Source organism: Gordonia sp. DT219 (assembly GCF_049847065.1).
Lineage (GTDB): Bacteria > Actinomycetota > Actinomycetes > Mycobacteriales > Mycobacteriaceae > Gordonia.
In genome coordinates, this window is sequence record NZ_JBNCNR010000005.1 from 24437 (window position 1) to 46921 (window position 22485).

15 protein-coding genes are annotated in these 22485 nt (G+C 68.4%); 5 read left to right on the forward strand and 10 right to left on the reverse strand.

Features of this window, described 5'->3' with window-relative positions:
- Position 1: 1 nt before the first annotated feature.
- A complete protein-coding gene (locus tag ACPXB3_RS08990) occupies positions 2 to 1549 on the forward strand; it encodes an acyl-CoA carboxylase subunit beta (protein ID WP_425704095.1) in 1548 nt (515 codons plus the stop codon).
- 13 nt (positions 1550 to 1562) lie between these two features.
- Here the strand turns inward: ACPXB3_RS08990 and ACPXB3_RS08995 are convergent, their stop codons facing one another.
- Positions 1563 to 2321: a VIT1/CCC1 transporter family protein gene (locus tag ACPXB3_RS08995; RefSeq protein ID WP_425704096.1), complete on the reverse strand. Its 759-nt coding sequence runs from the start codon at positions 2319 to 2321 to the stop codon at positions 1563 to 1565.
- A 285-nt stretch (positions 2322 to 2606) separates the two neighbouring features.
- Between ACPXB3_RS08995 and ACPXB3_RS09000 the strand changes: the two genes are divergently transcribed.
- The 3 genes from ACPXB3_RS09000 (at position 2607) to ACPXB3_RS09010 (ending at position 9927) form a co-directional block, all read left to right on the forward strand.
- Positions 2607 to 5978 (forward strand): arabinosyltransferase domain-containing protein, encoded by a 3372-nt coding sequence (locus ACPXB3_RS09000; RefSeq protein WP_425727408.1) that lies wholly within the window; start codon positions 2607 to 2609, stop codon positions 5976 to 5978.
- Positions 5971 to 9369 (forward strand): arabinosyltransferase domain-containing protein, encoded by a 3399-nt coding sequence (locus ACPXB3_RS09005; protein WP_425727409.1) that lies wholly within the window; start codon positions 5971 to 5973, stop codon positions 9367 to 9369. Before ACPXB3_RS09000 ends, ACPXB3_RS09005 begins: the two co-directional genes overlap by 8 nt.
- Before the next feature lie 81 nt (positions 9370 to 9450).
- Positions 9451 to 9927 (forward strand): GNAT family N-acetyltransferase, encoded by a 477-nt coding sequence (locus tag ACPXB3_RS09010; RefSeq protein WP_425704099.1) that lies wholly within the window; start codon positions 9451 to 9453, stop codon positions 9925 to 9927.
- Between the two features lie 32 nt (positions 9928 to 9959).
- Here ACPXB3_RS09010 and ACPXB3_RS09015 read toward each other — a convergent pair whose 3' ends face one another.
- Together ACPXB3_RS09015 and ACPXB3_RS09020 are read right to left on the reverse strand one after the other, a co-directional pair.
- On the reverse strand, positions 9960 to 10154 hold the full coding sequence (locus ACPXB3_RS09015; RefSeq protein ID WP_425727410.1) for a hypothetical protein: 195 nt from the start codon (positions 10152 to 10154) through the stop codon (positions 9960 to 9962).
- A 96-nt stretch (positions 10155 to 10250) separates the two neighbouring features.
- Positions 10251 to 13583: an arabinosyltransferase domain-containing protein gene (locus ACPXB3_RS09020; protein WP_425727411.1), complete on the reverse strand. Its 3333-nt coding sequence runs from the start codon at positions 13581 to 13583 to the stop codon at positions 10251 to 10253.
- 69 nt (positions 13584 to 13652) lie between these two features.
- On the opposite strand from ACPXB3_RS09020, the gene aroQ reads away from it, so the two are divergent.
- Positions 13653 to 14117: a type II 3-dehydroquinate dehydratase gene (gene aroQ / locus ACPXB3_RS09025; RefSeq protein WP_425727412.1), complete on the forward strand. Its 465-nt coding sequence runs from the start codon at positions 13653 to 13655 to the stop codon at positions 14115 to 14117.
- Between the two features lie 17 nt (positions 14118 to 14134).
- Here the strand turns inward: aroQ and ACPXB3_RS09030 are convergent, their stop codons facing one another.
- The 7 genes from ACPXB3_RS09030 to ACPXB3_RS09060 all read right to left on the reverse strand — a co-directional run bounded on the left by ACPXB3_RS09030 (position 14135) and on the right by ACPXB3_RS09060 (position 22404).
- Positions 14135 to 14887: an MBL fold metallo-hydrolase gene (locus ACPXB3_RS09030; protein WP_425704103.1), complete on the reverse strand. Its 753-nt coding sequence runs from the start codon at positions 14885 to 14887 to the stop codon at positions 14135 to 14137.
- Between the two features lie 2 nt (positions 14888 to 14889).
- Positions 14890 to 16896: a galactan 5-O-arabinofuranosyltransferase gene (locus ACPXB3_RS09035; RefSeq protein ID WP_425727413.1), complete on the reverse strand. Its 2007-nt coding sequence runs from the start codon at positions 16894 to 16896 to the stop codon at positions 14890 to 14892.
- 136 nt (positions 16897 to 17032) lie between these two features.
- Entirely contained in the window at positions 17033 to 17188 is a 156-nt protein-coding gene (locus ACPXB3_RS09040; protein ID WP_425704105.1) for a hypothetical protein, read from the reverse strand.
- 57 nt (positions 17189 to 17245) lie between these two features.
- Complete coding sequence (locus ACPXB3_RS09045) at positions 17246 to 18007, reverse strand: decaprenylphospho-beta-D-erythro-pentofuranosid-2-ulose 2-reductase (RefSeq protein ID WP_425704106.1); 762 nt, start codon at positions 18005 to 18007, stop codon at positions 17246 to 17248.
- A gap of 56 nt (positions 18008 to 18063) precedes the next feature.
- Positions 18064 to 19488 carry an FAD-binding protein gene (locus tag ACPXB3_RS09050; RefSeq protein ID WP_425727414.1) on the reverse strand — a complete coding sequence of 475 codons (1425 nt, stop codon included), beginning with the start codon at positions 19486 to 19488 and terminating at the stop codon, positions 18064 to 18066.
- A gap of 72 nt (positions 19489 to 19560) precedes the next feature.
- Complete coding sequence (locus ACPXB3_RS09055; RefSeq protein ID WP_425727415.1) at positions 19561 to 21174, reverse strand: phytoene desaturase family protein; 1614 nt, start codon at positions 21172 to 21174, stop codon at positions 19561 to 19563.
- Positions 21175 to 21177: 3 nt separating this feature from the next.
- Entirely contained in the window at positions 21178 to 22404 is a 1227-nt protein-coding gene (locus ACPXB3_RS09060; protein ID WP_425704109.1) for an alpha/beta hydrolase family protein, read from the reverse strand.
- Between the last annotated feature and the right edge of the window lie 81 nt (positions 22405 to 22485).

Sequence of the window (22485 nt, forward strand, 5' to 3'; positions counted from 1 at the left end):
CATGGACACCACCGCAGCCAAACTCGCAGACTTGAAGGCCAAACTCGAGCTCGCCCAGGAGCCGGCCGGCGAGAAGGCGGTGGCCAAGCGGGCGAAGAAGGGGATCTTCTCGCCCCGTGAGCGTCTGGAGATGCTCTTCGACCCGGGAACATTCGTCGAGATCGGTGCGCTGGCCAAGATGCCGGGCGCCGCCGACACCGGATACGGCGACGGTGTGGTCACCGGGCACGGGCTGGTACACGGCCGGCCGGTGGCCTCGTTCTCCCACGATCAGTCGGTACATGGTGGGACGGTCGGAGAGATGTTCGGCCGCAAGGTTTCTGCACTCATGGAGTGGGCCGGCCGACTCGGCTGCCCGATGGTGGGGATCAACGACTCGGCCGGCGCCCGGATCCAGGATGCGGTCACCTCGCTGGCCTGGTATGCCGAGATGGGCCGCCGCAATGACCTGCTCTCGGGTCTGGCGCCGCAGATCTCGGTGATCCTCGGCAAGTGTGCCGGCGGGGCGGTGTACACCCCGGCCAACACCGACATCCTCGTCGCCGTCGAGGACAAGTCCTACATGTTCGTCACCGGTCCCGACATCATCAAACAGACCACGGGCGAAGAGATCTCGGCCGAGGATCTCGGCAGCGCCCACAATCAGGCGCGGTGGGGCAACATCCACCACGTCGCCGTGGACGAGAAAGCGGCGTTCGAGTGGGTGCGAGAGTACCTGCAGTACATGCCGTCGAGTTGCTACGAGCAGCCGCCGGTGATCAATCCCGGACTCGAACCGGAGATCACCGAGTCCGATCTCTCGCTCAACTCGTTCATGCCGGATTACGACAACGCCGGGTACGACATGCACGACATCATCATCAAGCTGTTCGACGACGGCGGCTTCCTCGAAGTCGGAGAGCTGTTCGCGCCCAACATCATCACCGGCTATGCGCGTGTCGACGGGCATTCGGTCGGTGTGGTCGCCAATCAGCCGAGCGTGATGGCAGGCACCCTCGACACCGACTCATCGGAGAAGGCCGCGCGATTCGTCCGCATCTGCAATGCGTTCGGCATCCCGCTGATCTTTCTCGTCGACACCCCGGGGATCCTGCCGGGACTCGTCGAAGAGCAGAAGGCGACCATCCGACGGTCCGGGCGCTTCCTGTACGCCTACGTCGAGGCCGACGTGCCGAAAGTGACTGTGGTGCTGCGTAAGGCATATGGCGGCGCGTACGCGGTGATGGGTTCCAAGCAGCTCGGCGCCGACCTCAATTTCGCGTGGCCGTCGGCCAAGATCGCGGTGATGGGTGCCGAATCGGCGGCAGCGGTGCTGACCCGGCGACAGACCGAGGGATTGTCGGCGCGGGAAGCCGACAAGGTGCGGCGCGACTTCATCGACTTCTACAACACGATGATGGCCACCCCGTATCTCGCGGCCGAACGTGGCTACGTCGATGCCGTCATCGAGCCCGCGCAGACGCGACTGCAGCTGCGAAAAGCGTTGGCGCAGTTGCGGGACAAACAGATCATCCGCACTCCGCGCAAGCACCTGCTGATGCCGATCTGAGCGATCGGCTTCCTCAGCCGACCGTGTGACCGACCAGATGCCCGATGGCGTAGGTCACGATCATCGCGATCGCACCACCGAGTACGACGCGCCACATCGGACGCCACGGTGACGATCCGCCCAGAGTGGCACCGGTGAAGCCGGTGATCGCCAGGGCGGCGAGCACCGCGATGAAGGTGATGGGAACGCGCAGGTGCGGCGGTGGCACCAGGATCGCGATCATCGGCAGCAGCGCCCCGGAGAGAAATGAGACGGCCGAGGAGGCCGCGGCCTGCCACGGGTTGGTGAGCGCGTCGGGGTCGATACCGAGTTCGATGTCGACGTGCGCCCCGAACGCATCGCGTTCGGTCAGTTCCGTGGCCACCTGGGTCGCGGTCTCGTGGCTGAGTCCCCTCTTCTCGTAGAGGCCGACCAGTTCGTCGAACTCGGCCTCCGGCTGCTCGTGCAATTCCCGGCGCTCCTTGGCCAGCAACGCCCTCTCGGTATCGCGCTGGGTGCTCACCGACACGTACTCGCCGAGTGCCATCGACACCGCGCCCGCGGCCACCCCCGCGATGCCAGCGGTGAAGATCGGGCCGCGATCGATCGTGGCGGCGGCCACGCCGATCACGATGCCCGCTGTCGAGACGATGCCGTCGTTGGCGCCGAGGACCCCCGCGCGCAGCCAGTTGAGCCGGCTGGCCAGCGAACCGACGTCGTGCGGCTCATCCGAATGCTGGTGCGGTGGTTCAACAGACCGGCGTTCGTCACCGGTTCCGCCGAGGTGGGTCATAGGTCTACTGAAGCGCCAACGCCAACGATCACGCAAGCAAGGTGAGGCTGCGGTCACGGACCGAAGACCAGGTGGCGGGCGTGCCGGCCGCTGCCGGGCGATCAGAGATGGATCGCTCTCCCACGACTCGACGCGAGCAGCTCACCCGGTCGGCGAGCGCCACGCACCGGGTCGCCGGCGACGCGCCGGCAGCCCGCTGACGCCGTCGACGAACACGCGGGCGGCCGCGTTGGTGCGATGCCTGAGGCGGGCACTCATACTCGTCCACTACTGTGTCGATCTGAGATGACTGAGCCCGCGACGCCGACGTCCACCACGCCCGATCGGCGTGGCGATGGCCGCACCCTCCATATCGGTGGCGTCCGGATTCCGTCGAATCCGCGGGTCTGGGCCACGATCTCCGTTCTCGCCGGAGCGGTGGCGATCCTGGCCGGCGTACTCACCCCCTTCCTCCCGGTCACGGTGCACACCGCGTCGATCACCTGGCCGCAGGGGCAGCAGCAGGGCGCCGCGCCGGGCATCACCGCGCCGCTGGCCGCGCAGACCGCCGCGCACCTCGACGTGACCGCCGATTGCCGGGTCCTCGCGCGCGCCGTGCGCGATACCGGCTCCGGTGCGACCACAATCTTCGCCACGATGCCCAAGGGCGCCGACAATGCCCGGCAGAGCGCGCTGTTCGTCACCGCCGATACCACTGGCGTCAGCGTCGTGACGCGCGGAACGCAGATCGCCGCGGCGACCGCCGATCAGGTGGCGAACTGCCGGAGCCTGCACGTGACCTCGGCCCGCGACGGGGTCACCGCCCACTTCGTCGGCGTCGGCACCCCGGACGCCGCGGGCACGGCCCCGCCTGCCGACCAGCCGCAGATCGCCGGACTGTTCACCGACCTCACCGGCACCGCAGGCGTGTCGGCGCACCTCGAGATCGACAACCGGTTCGACACCAGCCCGTCGGCGATCAAACTCGCCGTGATGATCATCGGCATCCTCGCGGCTGTCGTGGCGTTCATCGCGATTGCGGCCCTCGACGTCCTCGGCGGATACCATCGTCGCGTCGGGCGGATCGACGTGCGCCGGCTGCTGAGGCCCCGGGCCGCCGACCTCGCCGTCACGGCGGTACTGGTGGTGTGGCATTTCCTGGGTGCCGGGTCCTCCGACGACGGCTACATCCTCGGCATGGCCCGCAACAGCTTCGACGCGGGCTACCTCGCCGACTACTACCGCTTCTACGGCATCCCCGAGGCTCCGTTCGACTGGTATTACTCCTTCCTCGCGCACTGGTCGGAGGTGTCGACGGCCGGGGTGTGGATGCGCCTGCCCGCCCTGCTCGCCGGCCTGCTGAGCTGGTTCGTGCTCAGCCGCATCCTGCTGCCGCGACTCGGCGGCGCCGTGCGCCGATCGCAGTGGGCGATGTTCACCGCCGCCGCGGTCTTCGTGGCGTTCTGGATGCCGCTGTGCAGCGGTCTGCGCTCGGAGTCGATCATCGTGCTCGGCACCCTGCTGACGTGGTGGGGCGTCGAGCAGGCCATCGCCACGCGCCGGCTCCTGCCCGCCGCGGCGGCCACCCTGACCGCGTGCCTGACCCTCGCGCTCGCACCACACGGCATCATCGCGGTGGCGTTGCTCCTGGCCGGTTCCCGCCCGATGCTGCGGATCCTGCGGCGCCGGTCCGGACAATTCCTTCTCACCTGGCGTGGGCGGACCCTCTGGGGGTCGGGTGCGCCACCGCTGCTCGCACCGCTCGCCGCGGCCGTGGGTGCGGTGATCATCGTCGTCTTCCGCGACCAGACCCTTGCCACGGTGGCCGAGTCGCTGCGCATCCGCCTGACCGTCGGCCCGACGCTCTCCTGGTTCCAGGAGTTCCTGCGCTACTACTATCTGACGCTGACCACCCAGGACGGCACGCTCGTGCGCCGGGTGCCGGTGTTGCTGTTCTTCGCGGCCGTCGCGGTGACGGTTGCCGTCATGTTGCGCCGCAAGCGGATTCGCGGCATCGATCCGGCGCCGGTGTGGCGGCTGATCGGCGCGATCGGCCTGACCATGGTGCTGTTGGGTTTCACGCCCACCAAGTGGACGGTGCAGTTCGGCATCTACACCGGGCTCGCCGCCGCGATGGCCGCCGTCACCACCGTCGCCGTCGCCCAGACGTCGCGCCGCTCGCCCCGCAACCTCTGCGTGTACATCGCCGGGCTGCTGTTCGCCTGCGCGGTCGCGGTGGCCGGCGAGAATGCGTGGGGCTGGGCCTACGACTTCGGCATCGCCTGGTTCGACAAGGCACCGGTCATCGGAGGCCACCCGCTGTCGTCGATCTTCTTGGTGCTGACCGTCATCGCGCTCGCCGCAGCGGTGTGGTTCCACCTGCGGATCGACGTCGACGCCGAACACGGCCGTACTCCCGGTGATTCGGGGCGGTCGCGACTGAAGACGGGTATCGCCTCGTCCCCGATGCTGGTGATCGCGACGCTGGTGGTCCTCGTGGAGCTCGCACTGTTCGCCAAGGCGGCCGCCGCCCGCTCGGACACCTACACCACCTTCGGCGCCAACATGTCGGCGCTGGCCGGTAACCCGTGCGCCATGGCCGATAAGGTTCTCGTCGAGAACGACCCCGATGTGGGTGCGCTGCAACCGATCGGCACCTCCGACGTCGCGGCCGCGCTGGCCGGCGAGCAGACCGGGTTCACCCCCGATGGGGTGGCAGGCGACCTCACCCCGGATGCGACGACGCTCGGTGCCGGGACGATCAACACCGCCGGTGATCTGTCCCGGCCGTACGTGGTGTCGGGTGGTTCGCCCGGCACCATCGGCGGCCGCGGACCCAAGGGCGTCAACGGCAGCACCGCGGCGCTGCCCTTCGGACTCGACCCCGCGAAGACGCCGGTGCTCGGCAGCTACGGCCACGACAACGGCACCGCCGAATTGACCTCGCTGCCGTACCGATTGCCTGCCCGGAACGCGTCGCCGCTGATCGTCATCAGCGCGGCCGGGTCGATCCTGTCGGTCGACCAGGACGGCGTCATCACCCCGGGCAGGCAACTGCACGTGGAGTTCGGCAACGTCGTCGACGGCGCCTTCCAGGCCGTCGGCGCCCCGTTCGTGCCGATCGATCCCGGTCCTGACCGGCCCAACCGGCCGTGGCGCAACCTGCGTATCCCGATGACCGCGGTGCCGCCGCAGGCCGGCGCGATGCGCATCGTCGCCGTCGACGACAACCTCGCCAACGATCAGTGGCTGGCGTTGACCCCGCCGCGCGCCCCGAAACTGGAGACGCTGCAGGATCTCGTCGGCTCGGACTCGCCGGTGCTGCTCGATCTCTCGGTGGCCAGCCAGTTCCCGTGTCAGCGTCCGGCCACGGTATCCAACGGGATCAGCGAGATCCCGCAGTGGCGGATCACCCCGGACCGGACCACCACATTCTCCAAATCCAAGTCGTGGCAATCGGCGTCGGACGGCGGCATCCTCACCGCATCCGACGCGCTGACCACGTCGAATACGGTGGCCACCTACCTCGAGAACGACTGGTATCGCGACTGGGGCAGCCTGCTGCGCCTGACCCCGCTGGTATCGGACGCGCCGCCGGCGCGGGTGCAGACGGGGACCGGATCGACGTGGGGCTGGACGCGGAACGGAGCGATCAGGGTGGTGGCCGAGAGTGACTGATCACACCGAGAAGACCGAGCCCACCGAGCTCGATCGGGACCCCGGGACCGACGCCACCGATACCCGCACCACCGAGACGGGAACGTCGGGTCTCACCCCCCGCACCATTGCCATCGCGCGGATCGTCGCCGTGACGACCGGCCTGCTGGGTATCGTGCTCGCCATCGCGATGCCGCTGTTGCCGGTGAGCTACACCAAGGTCGTCATCAACTGGCCGCAGTTCGGGACGAGCGAGCCGGGTGTGCAGAATGTGGTCGCGCCCAACGTGTCCTACACGCCGGTGAACATGGACATCGCCGTGCCGTGTCGGTTGGCCGCCGACCTGCCCGCGGCCGGCGGGGTGCTGGTGTCGACGGTGCCGTCCAACGGCGCCGAGGCGGGCAAGGTGGGACTGTTCGTCCGGGCCACCACCGACCGGCTGCTGGTCACACAGCGAAACATGGTCCTGCTCAACGTGCCTCGCGAACAGGCGCAGACCACTGCGGGCTGCACGGTGGTGATCCACGCCGACACCGGCGGCATCCGCGGCGAGATCCGCGGGCTCTCGACCGATGGTGGCGCCCCGCCCAGTTTCGCCCTCGACGACTCCAACGCCCGGCCACAGATCATCGGCGTGTTCACCGAACTGCCGAAGAACGTGGACGCGCAAGGACTTTCGTACTCCTCGACCGTCGACACGCGGTTCGTCTCAAGCCCCACCACGCTGAAAATGGCGGCCGCGATCCTGGGTGTGATCGCCACTCTCGCGTCGATGATCGCGCTGGCGGTCCTCGACCGGCAGGACGGCCGCAAGCGCCTGCGCTGGTTGCCGCGCCGGTGGTGGCGGATCACCTTGCCCGATGCGGTCGTCGTCGTGGTGCTGGTGATCTGGCTGTTCGTCGGCGGTAATACCGCCGACGACGGATACCAGGTGACGGTGGGCCGGGTGGCGCCCGGTGCCGGTTATCTGGACAACTACTACCGCTATTTCGGTGCGCCGCAGGATCCGTTCGGTTGGCACTATCGATACCTCGCGCTCTGGATGCAGGTCAGCACCGCGACGCCATGGCTACGCCTGCTGCCCTTGCTGTTCGGGCTCGCAGGCTGGTTCCTCCTGTCCCGCGCCGCGTTCGGCCGGGTCGGTGCCGCGGTCCGCTCGTCGAAGGCGGCGCGCTGGGCCGGCGCATTCGGCTTCCTCGCGGTGTGGCTGGCGTTCAACAACGGTCTGCGGGTGGAGCCCATCCTGGCGGTCGGCATCCTGGCGACGTGGTTGCTCGTCGAGCGATCCGTGGCCACCGGCCGGCTGTTCCCGCTCACCCTCGGCATCGTCGTCGCCGCATTCACCCTCACCGTGCATCCCGCCGGTGCGATCGCCGCCCTGGTACTCGTTGCGGCACTTCGGCCGATCATCAAACGCCTGCGGATACGCATCCGCCGCGACGGCTGGCTGCCGGTGCTCACACCCATCGTGGCATCCGGGTTGCTGGTGCTCTACGAGATCTTCGCCGACCAACCGCTCGCGTCGATCCTCGAGGGCATCAAGGTCCAGGGGATCGTCGGCCCCACCAACAAATGGTGGACCGAGGCGATGCGCTACTACATCCTGCAGAACCCGACCACCGACGGGTCGATCGCCCGGCGCATCGGGATCTTCGTGACCTTCCTCGCGGTGATCATCATCGTGCTCACCCTGCTGGCCAAGCGACGGGTGCCCGGAGTCGCGACCGCACCGCTGTGGCGGCTGGTCGCGGTACTCGCCGGAGCCGTTGGCGTGCTGGCCTTCTCGCCCACCAAGGCCACCCACCAGTACGGCACGTTCGCCTGCCTCACCGGTGTCCTCGTCGCGGCTGCGACGACGATGATCTCGCCCGGGGTCATCCGACGGCGCTGCAATCGGACGTTCATCGCCGCGGCCGCCACCTACGTCCTGGCGGTCACCTTCGCCGGGCGCAACCAGTGGTGGTACGTGGGCAGCTACGGCATCCCATGGGGCGACGACACCCCGAAGGTGGCGGGGATCGAGCTCTACATCCCGATCCTGCTGGTCGCGATCGCGCTCACCGCACTCGGGGCGTGGCAGTACTACCGCGACGACCGGCGCGCCCAGCAGGGTCACGCCGTCGTGGAATCCACCACGGGCTTGCGTGGCCTGCTCGGGCGGATGCCGACGTATTCGCTGGCCATCGTGCTCGCGATCGTGGTCGTGTTCAACCTGATCTCGTTCGGGAAAGGTATTCAGACGCAACGGGGCTCGTGGTCGTGGGCGAGCTCCAACGTGAACGCGCTCCGCGGCAACCCGTGCGCCCTGGCCGACGCGGTGCTCATCGAGCCGGACGCGAACAAGGGCGTCCTGGCGCCCGCTCGTGTTGCCGGACAGCACGATCCGTCGCCGGGGGCGGCCCTGGCCGGTGCCGGGATGACCGGGTTCACCCCCAACGGGGTGGCCACCGATCTGGAGAACACCTACGACGAGTCCTCCGACGGGAACGATACCCAGGACCCGTCGCAAACCGACCCGACTGTCTCGCAACAACTTCCGTCGGGTACGGCCGGTGCCACCGACACCGGTGGCGGCACCACCTCCACCACGGGCGTCAACGGCTCGTCGGTCAAGTTGCCGTTCGGCCTGAATCCCGCCCACGTCCCGGTGCTGGGCAGTTTCGGCGCGCCGAACGGGCACGCACAGTTGACCTCCGACTGGTATCAGATGCCCGCCCGCAGCGACGACGCGCCGCTGGTGACGATGGCGGTCGCCGGACAGGTGTCGTTCATCGACGACGTCGCGGTCACCCACGACGGGCAGAAGGTCCGGCTCGAGTTCGGCCGGGTCGGACCCGACGGCAAGGTGACGACGGTCGGTTCGATGCTGCCGATGGGAATCGACACCGCGCCGGAGTGGCGCAATCTGCGGTTCCCGTTGGCGCAGGCACCGCCGCATGCGAGTGTGGTGCGCGTCGTCGCCGCGGACACGAGTACCGATCCGGCGCAGTGGCTGGCGATCACCCCGCCGCGGGTGACCCCGATGGTGACGCTGAATTCACTGGTGGGCAGCGAGGATCCGGTGCTGCTCGACTGGGAGGTGGCCTTCGCCTTCCCGTGCCAGCGCCCGGCCGGTGTCCACAACGGCATCCTCGAAGTGCCCAGGTGGCGGGTCACGCCCGACGCCGACGGCGAGCGCGTCAACTCCCGGCGCTGGATGGCCGGCGACTACGGCGGTCCGCTCGGCATCGTCGAGAACGACCTGAAACCGATGGTGCTGCCGTCCTACCTCCGCAACTCGTGGGCCAAGGACTGGGGCAGTCTGCAACGTCTGACGCCACTCGTTCCGCAGGTACCTGCTCAGCTTGAGGTGTCCCAGGACGTTCGCAACGGGCTCTGGACCCCCGGACCGATGCGGGCCATCACCAACTGAGCACAGCCCCCAGAGATGGACACCTCGGTGCGGTGGAAATCGAGAGGCGCCGGGTGGGGTGTGACTGGCAGAATCGGCCCCGTGGAAACCGATGTGTCTCTGTCTGTGTCGGATGCAGGTGAGCTGTTGACCCTTCAACGTGCCGCTTACGTCACCGAAGGGCAGGCGCATCACGATCTACGGCTGCCGCCGTTGATCCAGTCGCTGGACGAGTTGACGACCGAGCTCTCGGATCCGTCGGTGGTTGCGTTCGGGCTACGGGATTCCAGGTGGCGTCTGGTCGCTGCGGTCCGCGTGAACATCGATTGTGCGAAGGAGATTGCCGTGCTGGGCCGGCTGGTCGTGGCGCCGGACCTGCAGGGTCGCGGTCTGGGGAGCCGCTTGCTTGAACTGGTAGAGCAGCGACTCTCCACTGAAGTTGTTGAGTTGCAGCTGTTCACGGGCGAGCACAGCGCAGGCAACCTGCGACTCTATGCCAGATTCGGCTATCGAGAGACACACCGAACTCTGACACCAGGTGGGTACGCATTGGTCCATCTGAGCAAGCCATTGAGGTAGCGGCGGCGGCGGCTCTGCAATGCCCGCAATTCTCAACGCCGGGTGCGGCGGGCGATGATCTCTGCGGCGAGTCGGTCGGCTTCCTCGGTGGCAGTGGTTTCGCCGCGCAGGACGCGACGGACGGCGGCTTCGTCACGGTCTGTCAGGGCCATGCCGGCCATCTCGTGGCCGGCGGCGACCGCAGCCGGCATCTCTTCTTCGGTATGGGTGACGTGCAGTGCAGCCATGTGACGTCAATCCTCCTGATCGGGTGCGCGTCCGACTCTACCCGAGATGGAGACAGTGCAGGTCAGACGTGGTCGGCGGCGGTCGCCGAACGATACTCAGTACCGGATCGGCGCCGGGCTCCAGAGTCCGCTGCGAGTCTGCGTGCCCGTGGTGATCTCGGCGTGATGGGTGACGCCGTCGTAGGGGACCAGACGCTCGAGGGAGCCCCAGTCGCGGCCGACGTCGCCCTGCAGGTAGGTCGCCAGCGCGGTGGGCTGCAGGAGCACCTGCTCCCAGCCGCGGGGTCCGCCGCCGAATGCGTCCTGCCAGGCCGACACCGCCGCGGACAGGTCGGCGCCTGGGCTGATGCGCCACTCGGGCAGTTCGGCGACGCCGTCGTGGTGGGTGAAGGGACGCTGGCAGGGGAACACCAGGCCGGAGGTCCAGTCCACGTGCACCGGCGCGGTGGAGCCGACGACCTGCTGCACCGTCTGCATCTGCGGCAACCGCGGTGGCGTGACGATGATGTAGCGGTCCGAGGTGAGGTTGTCGTCGGTGGCGATGATGCGCACCGCGGTGACGCCGTCGGGCAGATCGCTGGTGGGCACCCGGACGTTGCGCCACGAGGGCCGCGGGCCGGGATCGATCATCTGGACCGAGCCGGTGGGTTGCAGATCGGCATCGTGGGTGCCCGGGCCGGGCTTGTCGGAGGTGTACTCCAACAACAGATCCTGCGGATTGTCGAACTGTCCGGCGATCGAGAAGGTGACGAGCGGGCGGTCCCGGTAGTCGGCGGGCATCTTGTACCACCCCGAGGTCAGGTGCGCGGGCGTCTGCTCACCATCCGAATAGCTGCCCAGCACCGGGGTTTTCGATCGGTTGAGCTCGAAGGGCAGTGCGGCGTGGCTGCCGTTGACGCCGGGGGTGGCCACCTGCCCGGCGCCGGTGCCGCCGGCGTTGGCGATCAGCACGTCCGGGTCGGCGGCCGCGTCGCCCGCGAGCACGCCCAGCGCGCCGGCGGGTGTCTTGGTGTCCAGGTCGTCGGAAATCCCGTCGGGGCCGAACCCACTGGTGGCCGGACGCGCAGACGTCGGTGGCGCGGTGGCCGGGCCGGCGAGTGGATCGGTGAGTGTCGGGTCGACCGGGGACAACTGGAAGCTGCTCGGGTTCTGCTCGACCCACACCTTGTCGGCCATGCCGCACTGCTTGCCCGCCAGCGCCTCGAGATTGGAGCGGGGGACGGAGTACGAATCACTTTGGTGGATACCGGCGAACGCAGCGGTCACGAGTTCGAAGACCACCACCGCGGCGGCCACCCACGCCAGTGGGGCCCCGGCCAACGAGTGCGCGCCCCGGCGGTACCAGGGGTGCGAGCCGGTGGGTTGCGCTACCGGATCGGGACCGGGGTCGGTGCCAGTGAACGGTTCACGGAAGTGAAACCACAACGCCAGCAACAACAACACCAGCGAGATCGCCAGCATGAGCGTGCCGAGACGGACCACGATGGTCACCTGGTCGACACCCCATGGCATACCCCAGGCCGACGAGTAGTAGTACGAGTTGGGACCGGTGAAGGCCAGGCCGACGATGAAGAACACCAGCGCCGCATACAAAGTCCGGTTGCGCCGGGAGTGCATGGCGCTCTGGCTCGCCGCGATCGCCGCGATCGCCGCCAAAGCGGCTGCGAGACCGGCGAACACGCCGAAGTGGTGGGTCCACTTGGTGGGCGTGAACATCAGGAACACCAGCGAGGCGAAGGTGATTCCGACGATGCGCCGCGTCGGGCCGATCGCCGTGCCGGGGATGCGCGACTTGCGGATGAGTACCGCCGCCGACACGACCATGCCGAGGATCATCGCCAGCACGGCGAACCGCCGGCCGATGGAGCCGTCGGCGGAGAACGCGAACAGCGTTGAGTAGCGGTCGATCTCGTTGTACCAGTGCAGCGACGGACCGAGGGCCGTCTTCATGCTCGACGCCTCGAGGAACGAGCGCAGCGTCAGATTGGCGAAGACCACGAAGATGACGAAGGTACCGGCCGCGAGGATCGGGGCGAGCAGGGCGAGGTACGAACTCCATCCGTTGCCGATGGCCCGGGCCCGTTTGATGAGCGCCAGGATCATCGGTCTGGCGCCGGCGATGAGCGCCGCGACAGCCAGCAATCCGGTGGGCCCGGCGGCGAGGCTGAACGCACCGAACAGACACGCCAGCGCCGCGGGCAGCAGCCGGCCGGTGGCGATCGAGCGTTCGACCGAACACCAGGTGAGCAGTGCACCCAGGCAGATGATCGGTTCGGGCCGCAGGCCGTTGTTGAACGGGAACCACGACGCCAGGAACACGAACGCCGCGGTCCAGCCGACGCCGGGCCGGATGGTCGCGGCCCGGCCCAGCCGGGGCAGCACTTCGTGACTGATGATCAGCCACGACACGACACCGCAGAGCAGGCCCGGTAGCCGCATCCACGGACTGGCCACCGACACGTGGCTGAGCAGTCCGAACACCTGGTAGTACCAGCCGAACGGTGCCTCCGGTGCGCCGTACCAGCGGAAGTAGTTGGCGGTGTACTCACTGTGCTGCGCGACGCGCGCCATCGTCAGCAGGTAGCCGTCGTCGGAGGTGTTGGGGCCGATGAAATGCCAGACGAGCAACGAGGCGAGCACCACGTAGTCGCGCAGATTGAGGCGCCACCAGCGGGCCGGGAAGATGCGGCGGTGCTTGCGGCCGTCGGTGGAGTCGAGCACCGCCAGCGCCGAGAGTGACAGCAACGCGCACACGATGCCGAAGATCAGTACCAGCCACTTCAGGATCGTCGGGGTGCTGGTGTAGCGCGTGTCGATGGTTGCCTGGGCGTGCAGACCACCGAGGGTCGCTGCGGGGCCGGACAAGTCGGTGAACAGCCCGGTCATCTGCGGTCGCTGGTCGGAGTTGAACAGGTCGCGATCGGCAGTGGTGCCCGTCAGCGACTCGCCCTTGTCGTTGCTCATGCCGACGAATTCGGCGGTCACCTCGTCGGAGTCGGCATGCACGACGATGTTGCGGCAGTCCTGCGACCGGATCTGCGCCAGCGTCGCCGACACCAGCGGCACGTTGCGGTTGACGACCTCGACGGTCTGCTTGTCGGCGGGATCGGTGGCAGCACCGCTCTTGCGGATGAACAGCCCGCGTTCGGGCGACTTCTCGGCGCCCTTGGGCGTCGTCGAGAGCAGGACGGATTGGTCGCCGCGGAGTTCACCGACGGCCGAACACGGCACCTGCACGTCGAGGTCGATGGGGACGTAGCTGATCAGGGGCGCGGTGACCGAGTTGATCTGACCGTGCTGCGGCCAGGTGATCGACGCGGTGGTCTGGTTGACCGGCATGAACGGCGTCGCCAAGGCGAGGAACAGACCGAGCAGGCCTGTGGTGATTGCTACGAGCTTCGCTCGCCCGACCGTCGACGCTGCTGGCACAAACAGTGATGGTAGTTGGTGGGCTCGACGCGACCGGAGCGGCCATTGCCCTCGACTACGCTGGCGATCATGCCGACCGATCCCGCCACCGACTCCGCGCCTCTCCCGATCCTGCTGCTCAACGGGCCCAACCTGAACACCCTCGGTGTGCGGGAACCGGACATCTACGGCACCGACACCCTCGCCGACGTCGTCGACCTCGCCGAGCGCACCGCCGCGGAACTCGGCTTCGGTCTCCGGGCGGCGCAGACGAATCACGAGGGCGAGATGATCGACTGGATTCACGAGGCGCGGGGAGCGGTCTGCGGCATCGTGATCAACCCGGCGGGATGGACACACACATCGGTGGCGCTCGCCGATGCGCTCCTGATCCCCGAGGTGCCGATCATGGAAGTCCACCTCAGCAACGTCCACAAACGCGAGGCGTTCCGGCACCACTCCTACATCTCGCCGAACGCCTCGGGGATCATCGTCGGCTACGGAATCCGCGGATACGAGTTCGCCATCCGGCGACTCGCCGAACTCGTCGGCTGATCGGTTCCGCCGGTTGTTCAGCGTTGCAGGGCCGCGCGGGCCATGTCGGCCACCGGCCCGTCGACGCGTGGACCGTGGCCGGGGAACAGGACTGTCGCCTCCAGGCCGGTGAACGCCTCGACGCTGCGTCGAGCGGCGGCCACGTCGTGCTGGAAGACGTCCGGGATGCACTGACAGCCCGAGATCCCGGAAATCGGGTGCCCGCTCACCAAGGCGTCACCGGCGACCAGCACCTCGCCGTCGGCGACGAGATAGGCGCTGTGGCCGTCGGTGTGGCCGTGGGCCGGCACCGGTACCGGATTGCCCGGCAGGCGCAGGGTGTCGGTGAACGGCCGGGTCGACTCGATGCCCTTGCGGCTCAACACTCCCAGTGGCACGACCTCCGCCAGCCACCGCCACACGCGCGGCCGGTAGGCGATCGAGGCGATGTCGATCGGCGACGCCTGCTGCAGATGCTCGCGGCGGGCGTGGGCGACTTCGGCCGGATCGGCGTAGACCGGAAAGCCGTGTCGCGCTGCGAGTCTCGCCAGACCGCCGAGGTGATCGACGTGGGCGTGGGTGAGCAGCGCGCCACGGATGTCGGCCGCGCTCGCGCCGATCTTCCTGATCGATTCCTCGACGAGATCGGCCTGCCGTGGATAGCCGCCGTCGATCAGGGTCAGTCCCGAGTCATCTTGCAGAACAACCCAGTTGACGGCATCGGTGCCGACGAACCACGCCGTCGACGACGCGCCGTCGACCCGGCTGAGCACCATGTCACCGGCGCGCATCGTCACTTCCGGACCACCAGGACGAACGGTCCGACCTCGGTGACGGTGAACCGCGGATCGGCGAACGCCTTGGGATCGAAGGTCACCGTGTACCGCTTCACATTCGGATCGTTGGGGTAGACGTCCTTGGCCAGCCGCAGGGTGTAGCCGTCGGCGGAGTAGCGGAACAGGAACACGTTGGGCGGCTTCCACGCGGAATGATCGAGCTGAGCGATCATCTCGTCGGGAGTCGTTGCCTGCGTCCACTTCTCGATGGTGGCGGCCCGCTTGTCGAATTCGGCGAGCGGATTCGCGTAATGCGACGTCAGTCCCTGGAAACCCCAGTACGGGTAGACCGAGAGGAAGCCGTAGTCGGCGGTGAGCACCACATTGCCGGTGGCCGGTCGTCCGGTCTGCTCGGTGATGAGGTGATCGATCTGCGGGTAGAACGATTCGGCGCCGGACGGGCGCTGGTCGGCACGGTGACCGTATCCGTCGGTGTCGGTGTAGGCGGTGTTGATCTCGTTGGCGAGGTAGTCCGGAACTCCTTGTGCCATGGCGATTGCGGCGACCGCGGCGATCGCACCGATGACGATCCGGATGTCCCCGAACCGGCCGACCGCCCATCGCGACAGATCGACCACGCCCAGCACACCCGCGGCGGCGAGGACCGCGACGAGGATCGGCTCGAGGCGGAAGGAGAGCAGGGTGGAGCCGGTGGCGGTGCGCAGCATCGACAGCAGGCAGAACAGATAGATGCCGACGACGGTGATCCCGAAAGTCAGTGCCACGGTGCGGGTGCGAAAGCGCACCAGAATCCACAGCAGCCCGATCATCGTGATCGCGCCGGTCAGACTCAGCTCGAACATCGGCAGCGGCAGCACCGATCCGCGGCCGGGGAGATAGTGTTCGGCAGTGCCACCGCTGGCGGGTGTGTTACGCAGCCGCGCAAGCAGATACGGCGTCCACACCAGCAACGCGATCAGTCCGGAGACCACCGCCATGACGATCAGCCGCACCGCCACCGCAAGGACGAGATCACGCCGAGCAGCGGAAACCTCCGGCGCGGCAACGGCTTTGTTCGCGGCCCCACGCCAGCCGAGTGCGACCACCACCAGCGCCATCAAAACCGCGACCCCGGCGAACAGCCCGGCATAGAGCGTGTAGGAGGCGGCGCACAGTCCGAGGAAGACCCCGCCCGCGACGACCGCCCACCAACTGGTGCCCGAGCGCAACGATCCCGACGGGCCGTCGGCGAGGCGTCCGTGTCCGCGCAACCCGTACATCATCGGGACCAGCAGCGGAATGCCGATCAGGATCAACACCGCGGCATACGGTTCGGGGCCGGCCTGCATCAGCGTCGTCGTGGTGACGGCCAGGGCGACCGCCGCGCCGCGATCGGCGCCGAGCATCCGGTTCCACAGCACCACGCCGACGGCGGCGGCCACGGCGATGGTGAGGATCGCCCACGGCTTGAACGCCTCCCACCCGGGCTGACCGACCGCATTGGCGAACCGCCCGCCCCACCAGAACCAGCCGGCGGGGTAGTAGGGCGCCAGATCGGGGTAGGTCATGTCGGCCAGGTGCGGGCTCGAGGTCAGCCGCGTCAGGTATTCGGTGCGGAACTGCTGGTCGACCGACAGCCCGCCCAGGTACAGCCGCGTCGCGCCGAGCGGCATGCCGAGGGTGGCGGTGACCAGCCCGGCCACGCCGATCGTCGATGCCAGGGTCGTCAGCCACCGCGAGCGGCGGTAGCGGTACAGGATCGCCGCGGCCACGACGAATGCCACCGCGACCACCTGGCCCACCGTGGTCAGCGCCCGCGTGACGTTCGACGAGTTGAACGCCGGCCATCCGACGGCGTCGACGATCTTCAGCCCGGCCAGCGAGACGACGGCGGCGGCGACGACGGCCACGATCAGGTCGATCAGCGTGGCGACGCGCCCAGGGATGTGTCGACGCGGCGTCGGCGCTGCCGTGGGCGACGGCGGACGGGGGTCGTCGAGGGCCGGGGTCTGCGTTCGCGTCACGCCACTGGTTCTGACGTGTGCGAAGACTTCGGGCGCGGCGTCGGCGTTGTGGTCACGGCGTCGATTGTAGGTGGGACGGTCCCTGGTCAAGGTTGCCGGATGAGCCGCTGAGCGGACCATCCGGCAACCTCGAGCGCTAGGAGGCGCGTTTGAGAAGTCTCGCTGCGCGGCGACTGACGGGGCGACCGGTCTTCTCACTCGCCGTGGCCGCCACCTTCGCGGCCGCCTCCAGAACACCCTTGCGGTGGCTGTCGGCTGCCTCCGCGGACTTCTGGCGTGGAACCGAGGTCATTCGTCATGATCGTCTCCTGTCCCTTCCTTCCAGCTTCTGTGCGGCCGCACGCGATCTTTACACCGGCAGCTTGCGGAACACCTTTCGCGGGACGTGACGGAGTCCCATCATGATGAAGCGGAACGGGCCGGGCACCCACACGATCTCCTTGCCTGCGTCCACCGCCGCGGCGACGGCCCGCGCGACGTCTTCTTTGTTCACCGTCAGCGGCGCCTCGTCGACGTGGGCCGACAGCCGGGTGCGGACCTGGCCCGGGCGCACCACGAGGACATGCCCGCCGAACGGTGCCAGCGCCTCACCGAGGCCGAGGAAGAAGCCGTCGAGGCCGGCCTTGGACGACCCGTAGACGAAGTTGGAGCGCCGGACGCGTTCGCCGGCAACCGAACTCATCGCCACGATCTGCCCGTGGCCCTGCGCCTTGAACCGCTCGCCCAGCAGCACGCCGACGCTGACCGCGGCGGTGTAGTTGATGGTCACCTCGGTGACGGCCTTGCCGTGGTCCTGCCAGACGGCCTCGTCGTCGAACTGCACGCCCGCGGCCACGATCGCCAGATCGATGTCGCCGGCGGCGAAGGCCTTCTCGATGACCTCGGGGTGGGTCTCGGGCTTCAAGGCGTCGAAGTCGATGACCTCGACGGCGGTGGCACCGGCGGCCTTGATGGTGCTGACCGCGGCGTCGGCGGCCGGGTCACCGGGGACGACGGCGAGGACCACGCGTGCCGGGCCGCGCGTCAAGAACTCGCCCGCGATGGCCAGGCCGATCTCGGAGCTGCCGCCGAGAACGAGGATGGACTGCGGGGCGCCTACGGCGTTGAACATGAATGGATTCCCTCTGCTGTCGAAAGCTGTTGTGCGGTGCGGATACTGCGAGCGACTCAGGCGAGTTCGAGGCGTCGCCCCATGTCGGACATGAAGACGCCGGTCGGGTCGATCTTGCGCCGGATGGCGATCCAGGAGTCGAGTTCGGGATACATCTTGCGGAAGTTCTCCGCCGACGTCCGCGAATCCTTCGCGGTGTAGAGCCGCCCGCCCATCTCCATCACCCGACGGTCGAGGTCGTTGAGGAACTCGGCCAGCCCGCGTTTGATCGGAAAGTCCAGGCAGACGTTCCAGCCCTTGAACGGGAAGCTCAGCGGCGCCTTGTTGCCGTCTCCGAACAACTTGATGACGTTGAGGAAGCTGACGTGTCCCGACGCCTGGATGTCGGTGATGATCTTCTTGAACTCTGGTTCGTTGCCGGTGGGCACGATGAACTGGTACTGGGCGAAGCCGCCGCCGCGGCCGTAGCCGTTGTTCCAGTCACCGATGATGTCGAGCATGTGATAGAACTGCGCCAGATTTTTCACGGCACCGCGCTTGTCGCCGCCCATCCGGTAGTAGGCCTCGCCGACGATCATGAAGTCGAGCTTGTTCGCCAGCCCACGCGGGAAGACGTTCGGCAGGCTGATCAGCGGCTTGTTGTTGAAGGTCAGTGCCTTGGCCCGCAGCTTGCGCGGCAGCTCCTCGAGGGTGGCGAGGTTGCCGCGGCTGAAGGTTCCGCGCCCGAGTTTCGGCGGACCGCTGATGGTGTCGAACCAGCCCGACGCGTACTCGAAGCCGTCCTCATAACGGTCCTTGAGGTGCAGATCGATCGTCTCGTCGAGGTTCGAGGTGGTGAAGGTGTCGGCGATGAAGAACGCGCTCTCGGTCCGCTTCATCGCGATCTTCGCGCGCAGGATGATGCCGGTCAGACCGATCCCGGCGACCGTGGCCCAGAACAGCGACCCGTCGGGGTCGTCGTCGGAGCCGTCGGGCGCCAGTGTCAGGATGCGGCCGTCGGCGACCAGCAGTGCCATCTCGACGACGTGGTTGCCGAAGCTGCCCTGGCTGTGGTGGTTCTTGCCGTGGATGTCGTGGGCGATGGCACCGCCCACGGTGACCTGCCGGGTGCCGGGCAGCACCGGAACCCACAGTCCGTACGGCAGGGCGATCTGCATCAGCGCGTCGAGCGACAGCCCGGCGTCGACGTCGACGATGCCGGCTTCCTCGTCGATCGAATGCACCCGGGTCAGGGGCGTCATGTCGATGGTCAGCCCGCCCGAGTTCTGCGCGGACTCGTTGTAGGAACGGCCGAGCCCGCGGGCGATCACGCCTCGCTTGAGGTAGTCGGGCTTGCCCGCATTGTCGTCGGCGACACGGGCCACTGCCTCGGCGATGAGCTCCGGATATGGCGTGGACAGCACGTGTCCCTCGATGGGGGTGGTGCGCGACCATCCGACAAGTGCTCGGGTCGTGATCGGCAGCAATTCTTCTGTAGACATCGGGGTAGAGAGTACCCGCATGCGCCGACGCCCCAGCCAGGTCGTGGGAGCCGGGTCGTGTGGGCGGCGCGATCACCAGGCGAGGACCGCGGCGGCCGCATTGCGTCCCGGGATGCCGCTCACCCCGCCGCCGCGTCGTGCGCCGGCGCCGCAGAGCAGCAACCGCGGATGCCTGGTCTCCACGCCCCACCGGCCGACTTGGGCGCCGGTCTGCGCCCACGGCCACTGCAGCGAACGATGGAAGATGTTGCCGCCCGGCAGTCCCACGGCCGCGGCCAGATCTTGCGGCGTCTTGACCTCCAGGCAGGCGTTGCCGTGCGCGTCGGTGGCGATCACCGACTGGATCGGTTCGGCGAGAACGGAATTCAGTGACGCGAGGGTGGCCTCGACGGCGTCGGCGGTGGCGCCCGGTGCGGCGAACACCTCGGGCGGCATGTGTAGACCGAACAGCGTCAGGGTGTGCATGCCCGCGAGTTCGGGCCCGAGGACCGACGGATCGGCGAGGGTGTGGCAATAGATCTCGCACGGTGGCAGTGCGGGCACCTGATCGAGGCGGGCCTGCGCCCACGCGGTCTGCAGCTGCTCGTAGGACTCGTTGACGTGGAAGGTGCCGGCAAATGCGGCCCGCGGGTCGACGCTTGCGTCGCGCAGCCCGGGGAGCCTCTCGAGGAGCAGGTTGATCTTCAGTTGCGCACCCTGCGGCGCGGTCTCGGTGTCGACGGGCGCGTCGAGCATCGTGTTGAGTACCGTCGGCGCGCACGCCGCGTGGATCATCGAGCCGCGCACGCTGCCGACGCGCTGCCGATTCCCGGCGGTCTCGGTCATCACGTAGTCGACGGTGCCGTCGTCGGGGTCGACGCCGATGACCCGGCAGTTGGTGTGGATGACCGCGCCGGCGGCGACCGCGGCCTGATAGAGCGCCCCCGACACGGCGCCCATCCCGCCGACGGGCACGTCCCAGTTCCCGGTGCCGCCGCCGATCAGGTGATAGAGGAAGCAGATGTTCTGCCGCAGGGAGGTGTCGTGCAGGTCGGCGAACGTGCCGATCAGCCCGTCGGTGGCGACGACGCCGCGCACCACATCGTCGTCGAAGTACCGCTCGATCACCTCACCGAGCGGCCGGGTGGTGAGCAGTTTCCACAGGTGCGCCGACTCCGCGTCGGCGGCCGGGTCGGCGTGCGCCACCAGCTCGTTCATCTGCTCGCGAGAGCGCAGCGGTTCGATCAGGGTGGGGAAGACCCGGCGGGCGATCTGCCCCATCTGTTCGTAGAACCGCCGCCACGCAACGAATTCGGTGTCGCCGCCGGTGGCCCGGGCAAAGGACACGGCGGTGGCGTGCTCGTCGGCGGTGTCGACGAGCAATCCGCGCGACGGATCCGACGGCAGCGGGGTGTAGGAGGAGTGGCGCCGCCGGACCAGTTCGACGTCGAGTTCGAGATCGGCGATGATCTTGGGCGGCATCAGCGACACGAGGTAGGAGTAGCGCGACAGCCGGGCCGCGACACCGGGAAAGGGCGTGGCCGACACCGCTGCCCCGCCGACGTGGTCGTCGGACTCGAGGACCAGCACCGAGCGGCCCGCGCGGGCCAGGTATGCGGCCGCGGTCAGACCGTTGTGGCCGGCCCCGATGACGACGTCGTCATAGGCCGCTCTCGACGCCGGGGGCCCGGCTGCTGCCATCGCCATCGGCTACCTCATGATTCGCGCCAGGAACGGGGTGGAGTCGGGGATGGACGCGAGCACCGTCCCGGAATGGTCCTGGTTGGGATAGACGTGGAACTCGACGGGCTGCCCGGCGGCGACCATCTGCGCGTAGAGCGACAACGCCGACGGGGCCGGGACGTCGGTGTCGAGGAGCCCCTGGCCGAGGAAGATCGGCCGGTCATAACCCGAGTACGGGGTGCCCATGTACTCGGCGAGGGCCTCCCGGATACCGGGGATCGTCGCGACCGGCGCGGCGAGGAATTGGGCGAGGGTGACGCCCTTGGCCTGCGGCGCCATCTCGGCGTAGCAGAGCGTGCGCGCCTTGGCGACCAGTTCGCGGCCCTTCGGGGCGAGGATCTTCTCGACATGCAGGTCGGGGCGGGCTTCGGAGAACCCGGCGAAGATGTAGGCGGTGTAGGCGTTGAGCGCGGCGGGCAGCGCAATCGGCGCCGGCGGGGCCAGCGCCACGATCTGCTCGATGTTGGCGGGGGTGCCGGTGGCGACCACGCCGCGGTAGTCCAGACCGCTGCCGGTCGACAGTGCGGTGGCGCGCCGGGCTGCGTTGAGGGCGGCCCCGGCGCCCTGTGACTGGCCGACGATCGCCCACTTCTCGGACAACGGCAGACCCATCTGATGGGCGGCGATGACCGAGTCGACGACGGACTGCGCCTCCGCGGTCCCGCTCAGGTAGTTCATGAATCCCGGGGTGCCCAGGCCGACGTAGTCGGTGGCGACGATCGCATAGCCCTGATCGAGCCAATGTCCGAGGTAGGTGGCGTCACGTTCGCTGTGGGGCAGCACCGACGGCGCGCAGTTGTCGCCGAGCCCGGTCGTGCCGTGCGCCCACGCGATGACCGGGTATCCGCCGGCCGGTGCGGGCCGTTTCGGCAGGAGCACCTCACCGGAGCTGACCGCGGGACGTCCGTGGATATCGCGGGTGGCGTAGAGGATCCGGTAGGCGCGTCCGGCGGCGGGCACGCTGACCGAGGGGGCGAGCGGCACCTGCGCGATCAGGGTGCCGGGGGCGCCGATCGGGCCGTGATAGTCGGCCGCGTCGAGGCCGGAGGTGACCGGGGCGGCGGTCGCATCGGCGTGCGCCGGGGCAACTGTCCAGGTCGCCAGTGAGATCAGAATCCCGATGGTCAGGGTCGAGATCCCGATGCGGGAACGGATGCGGCGTGCAGACGAGGTGCGGGGAGCTCGATCGGGCATGGATCGAACCTAACGCCCAGCGCAGTGGGCCGCACCATTCTCCGGCTACTGCGCCGGTTGGCGGGCGCGCGCACCGCTGTG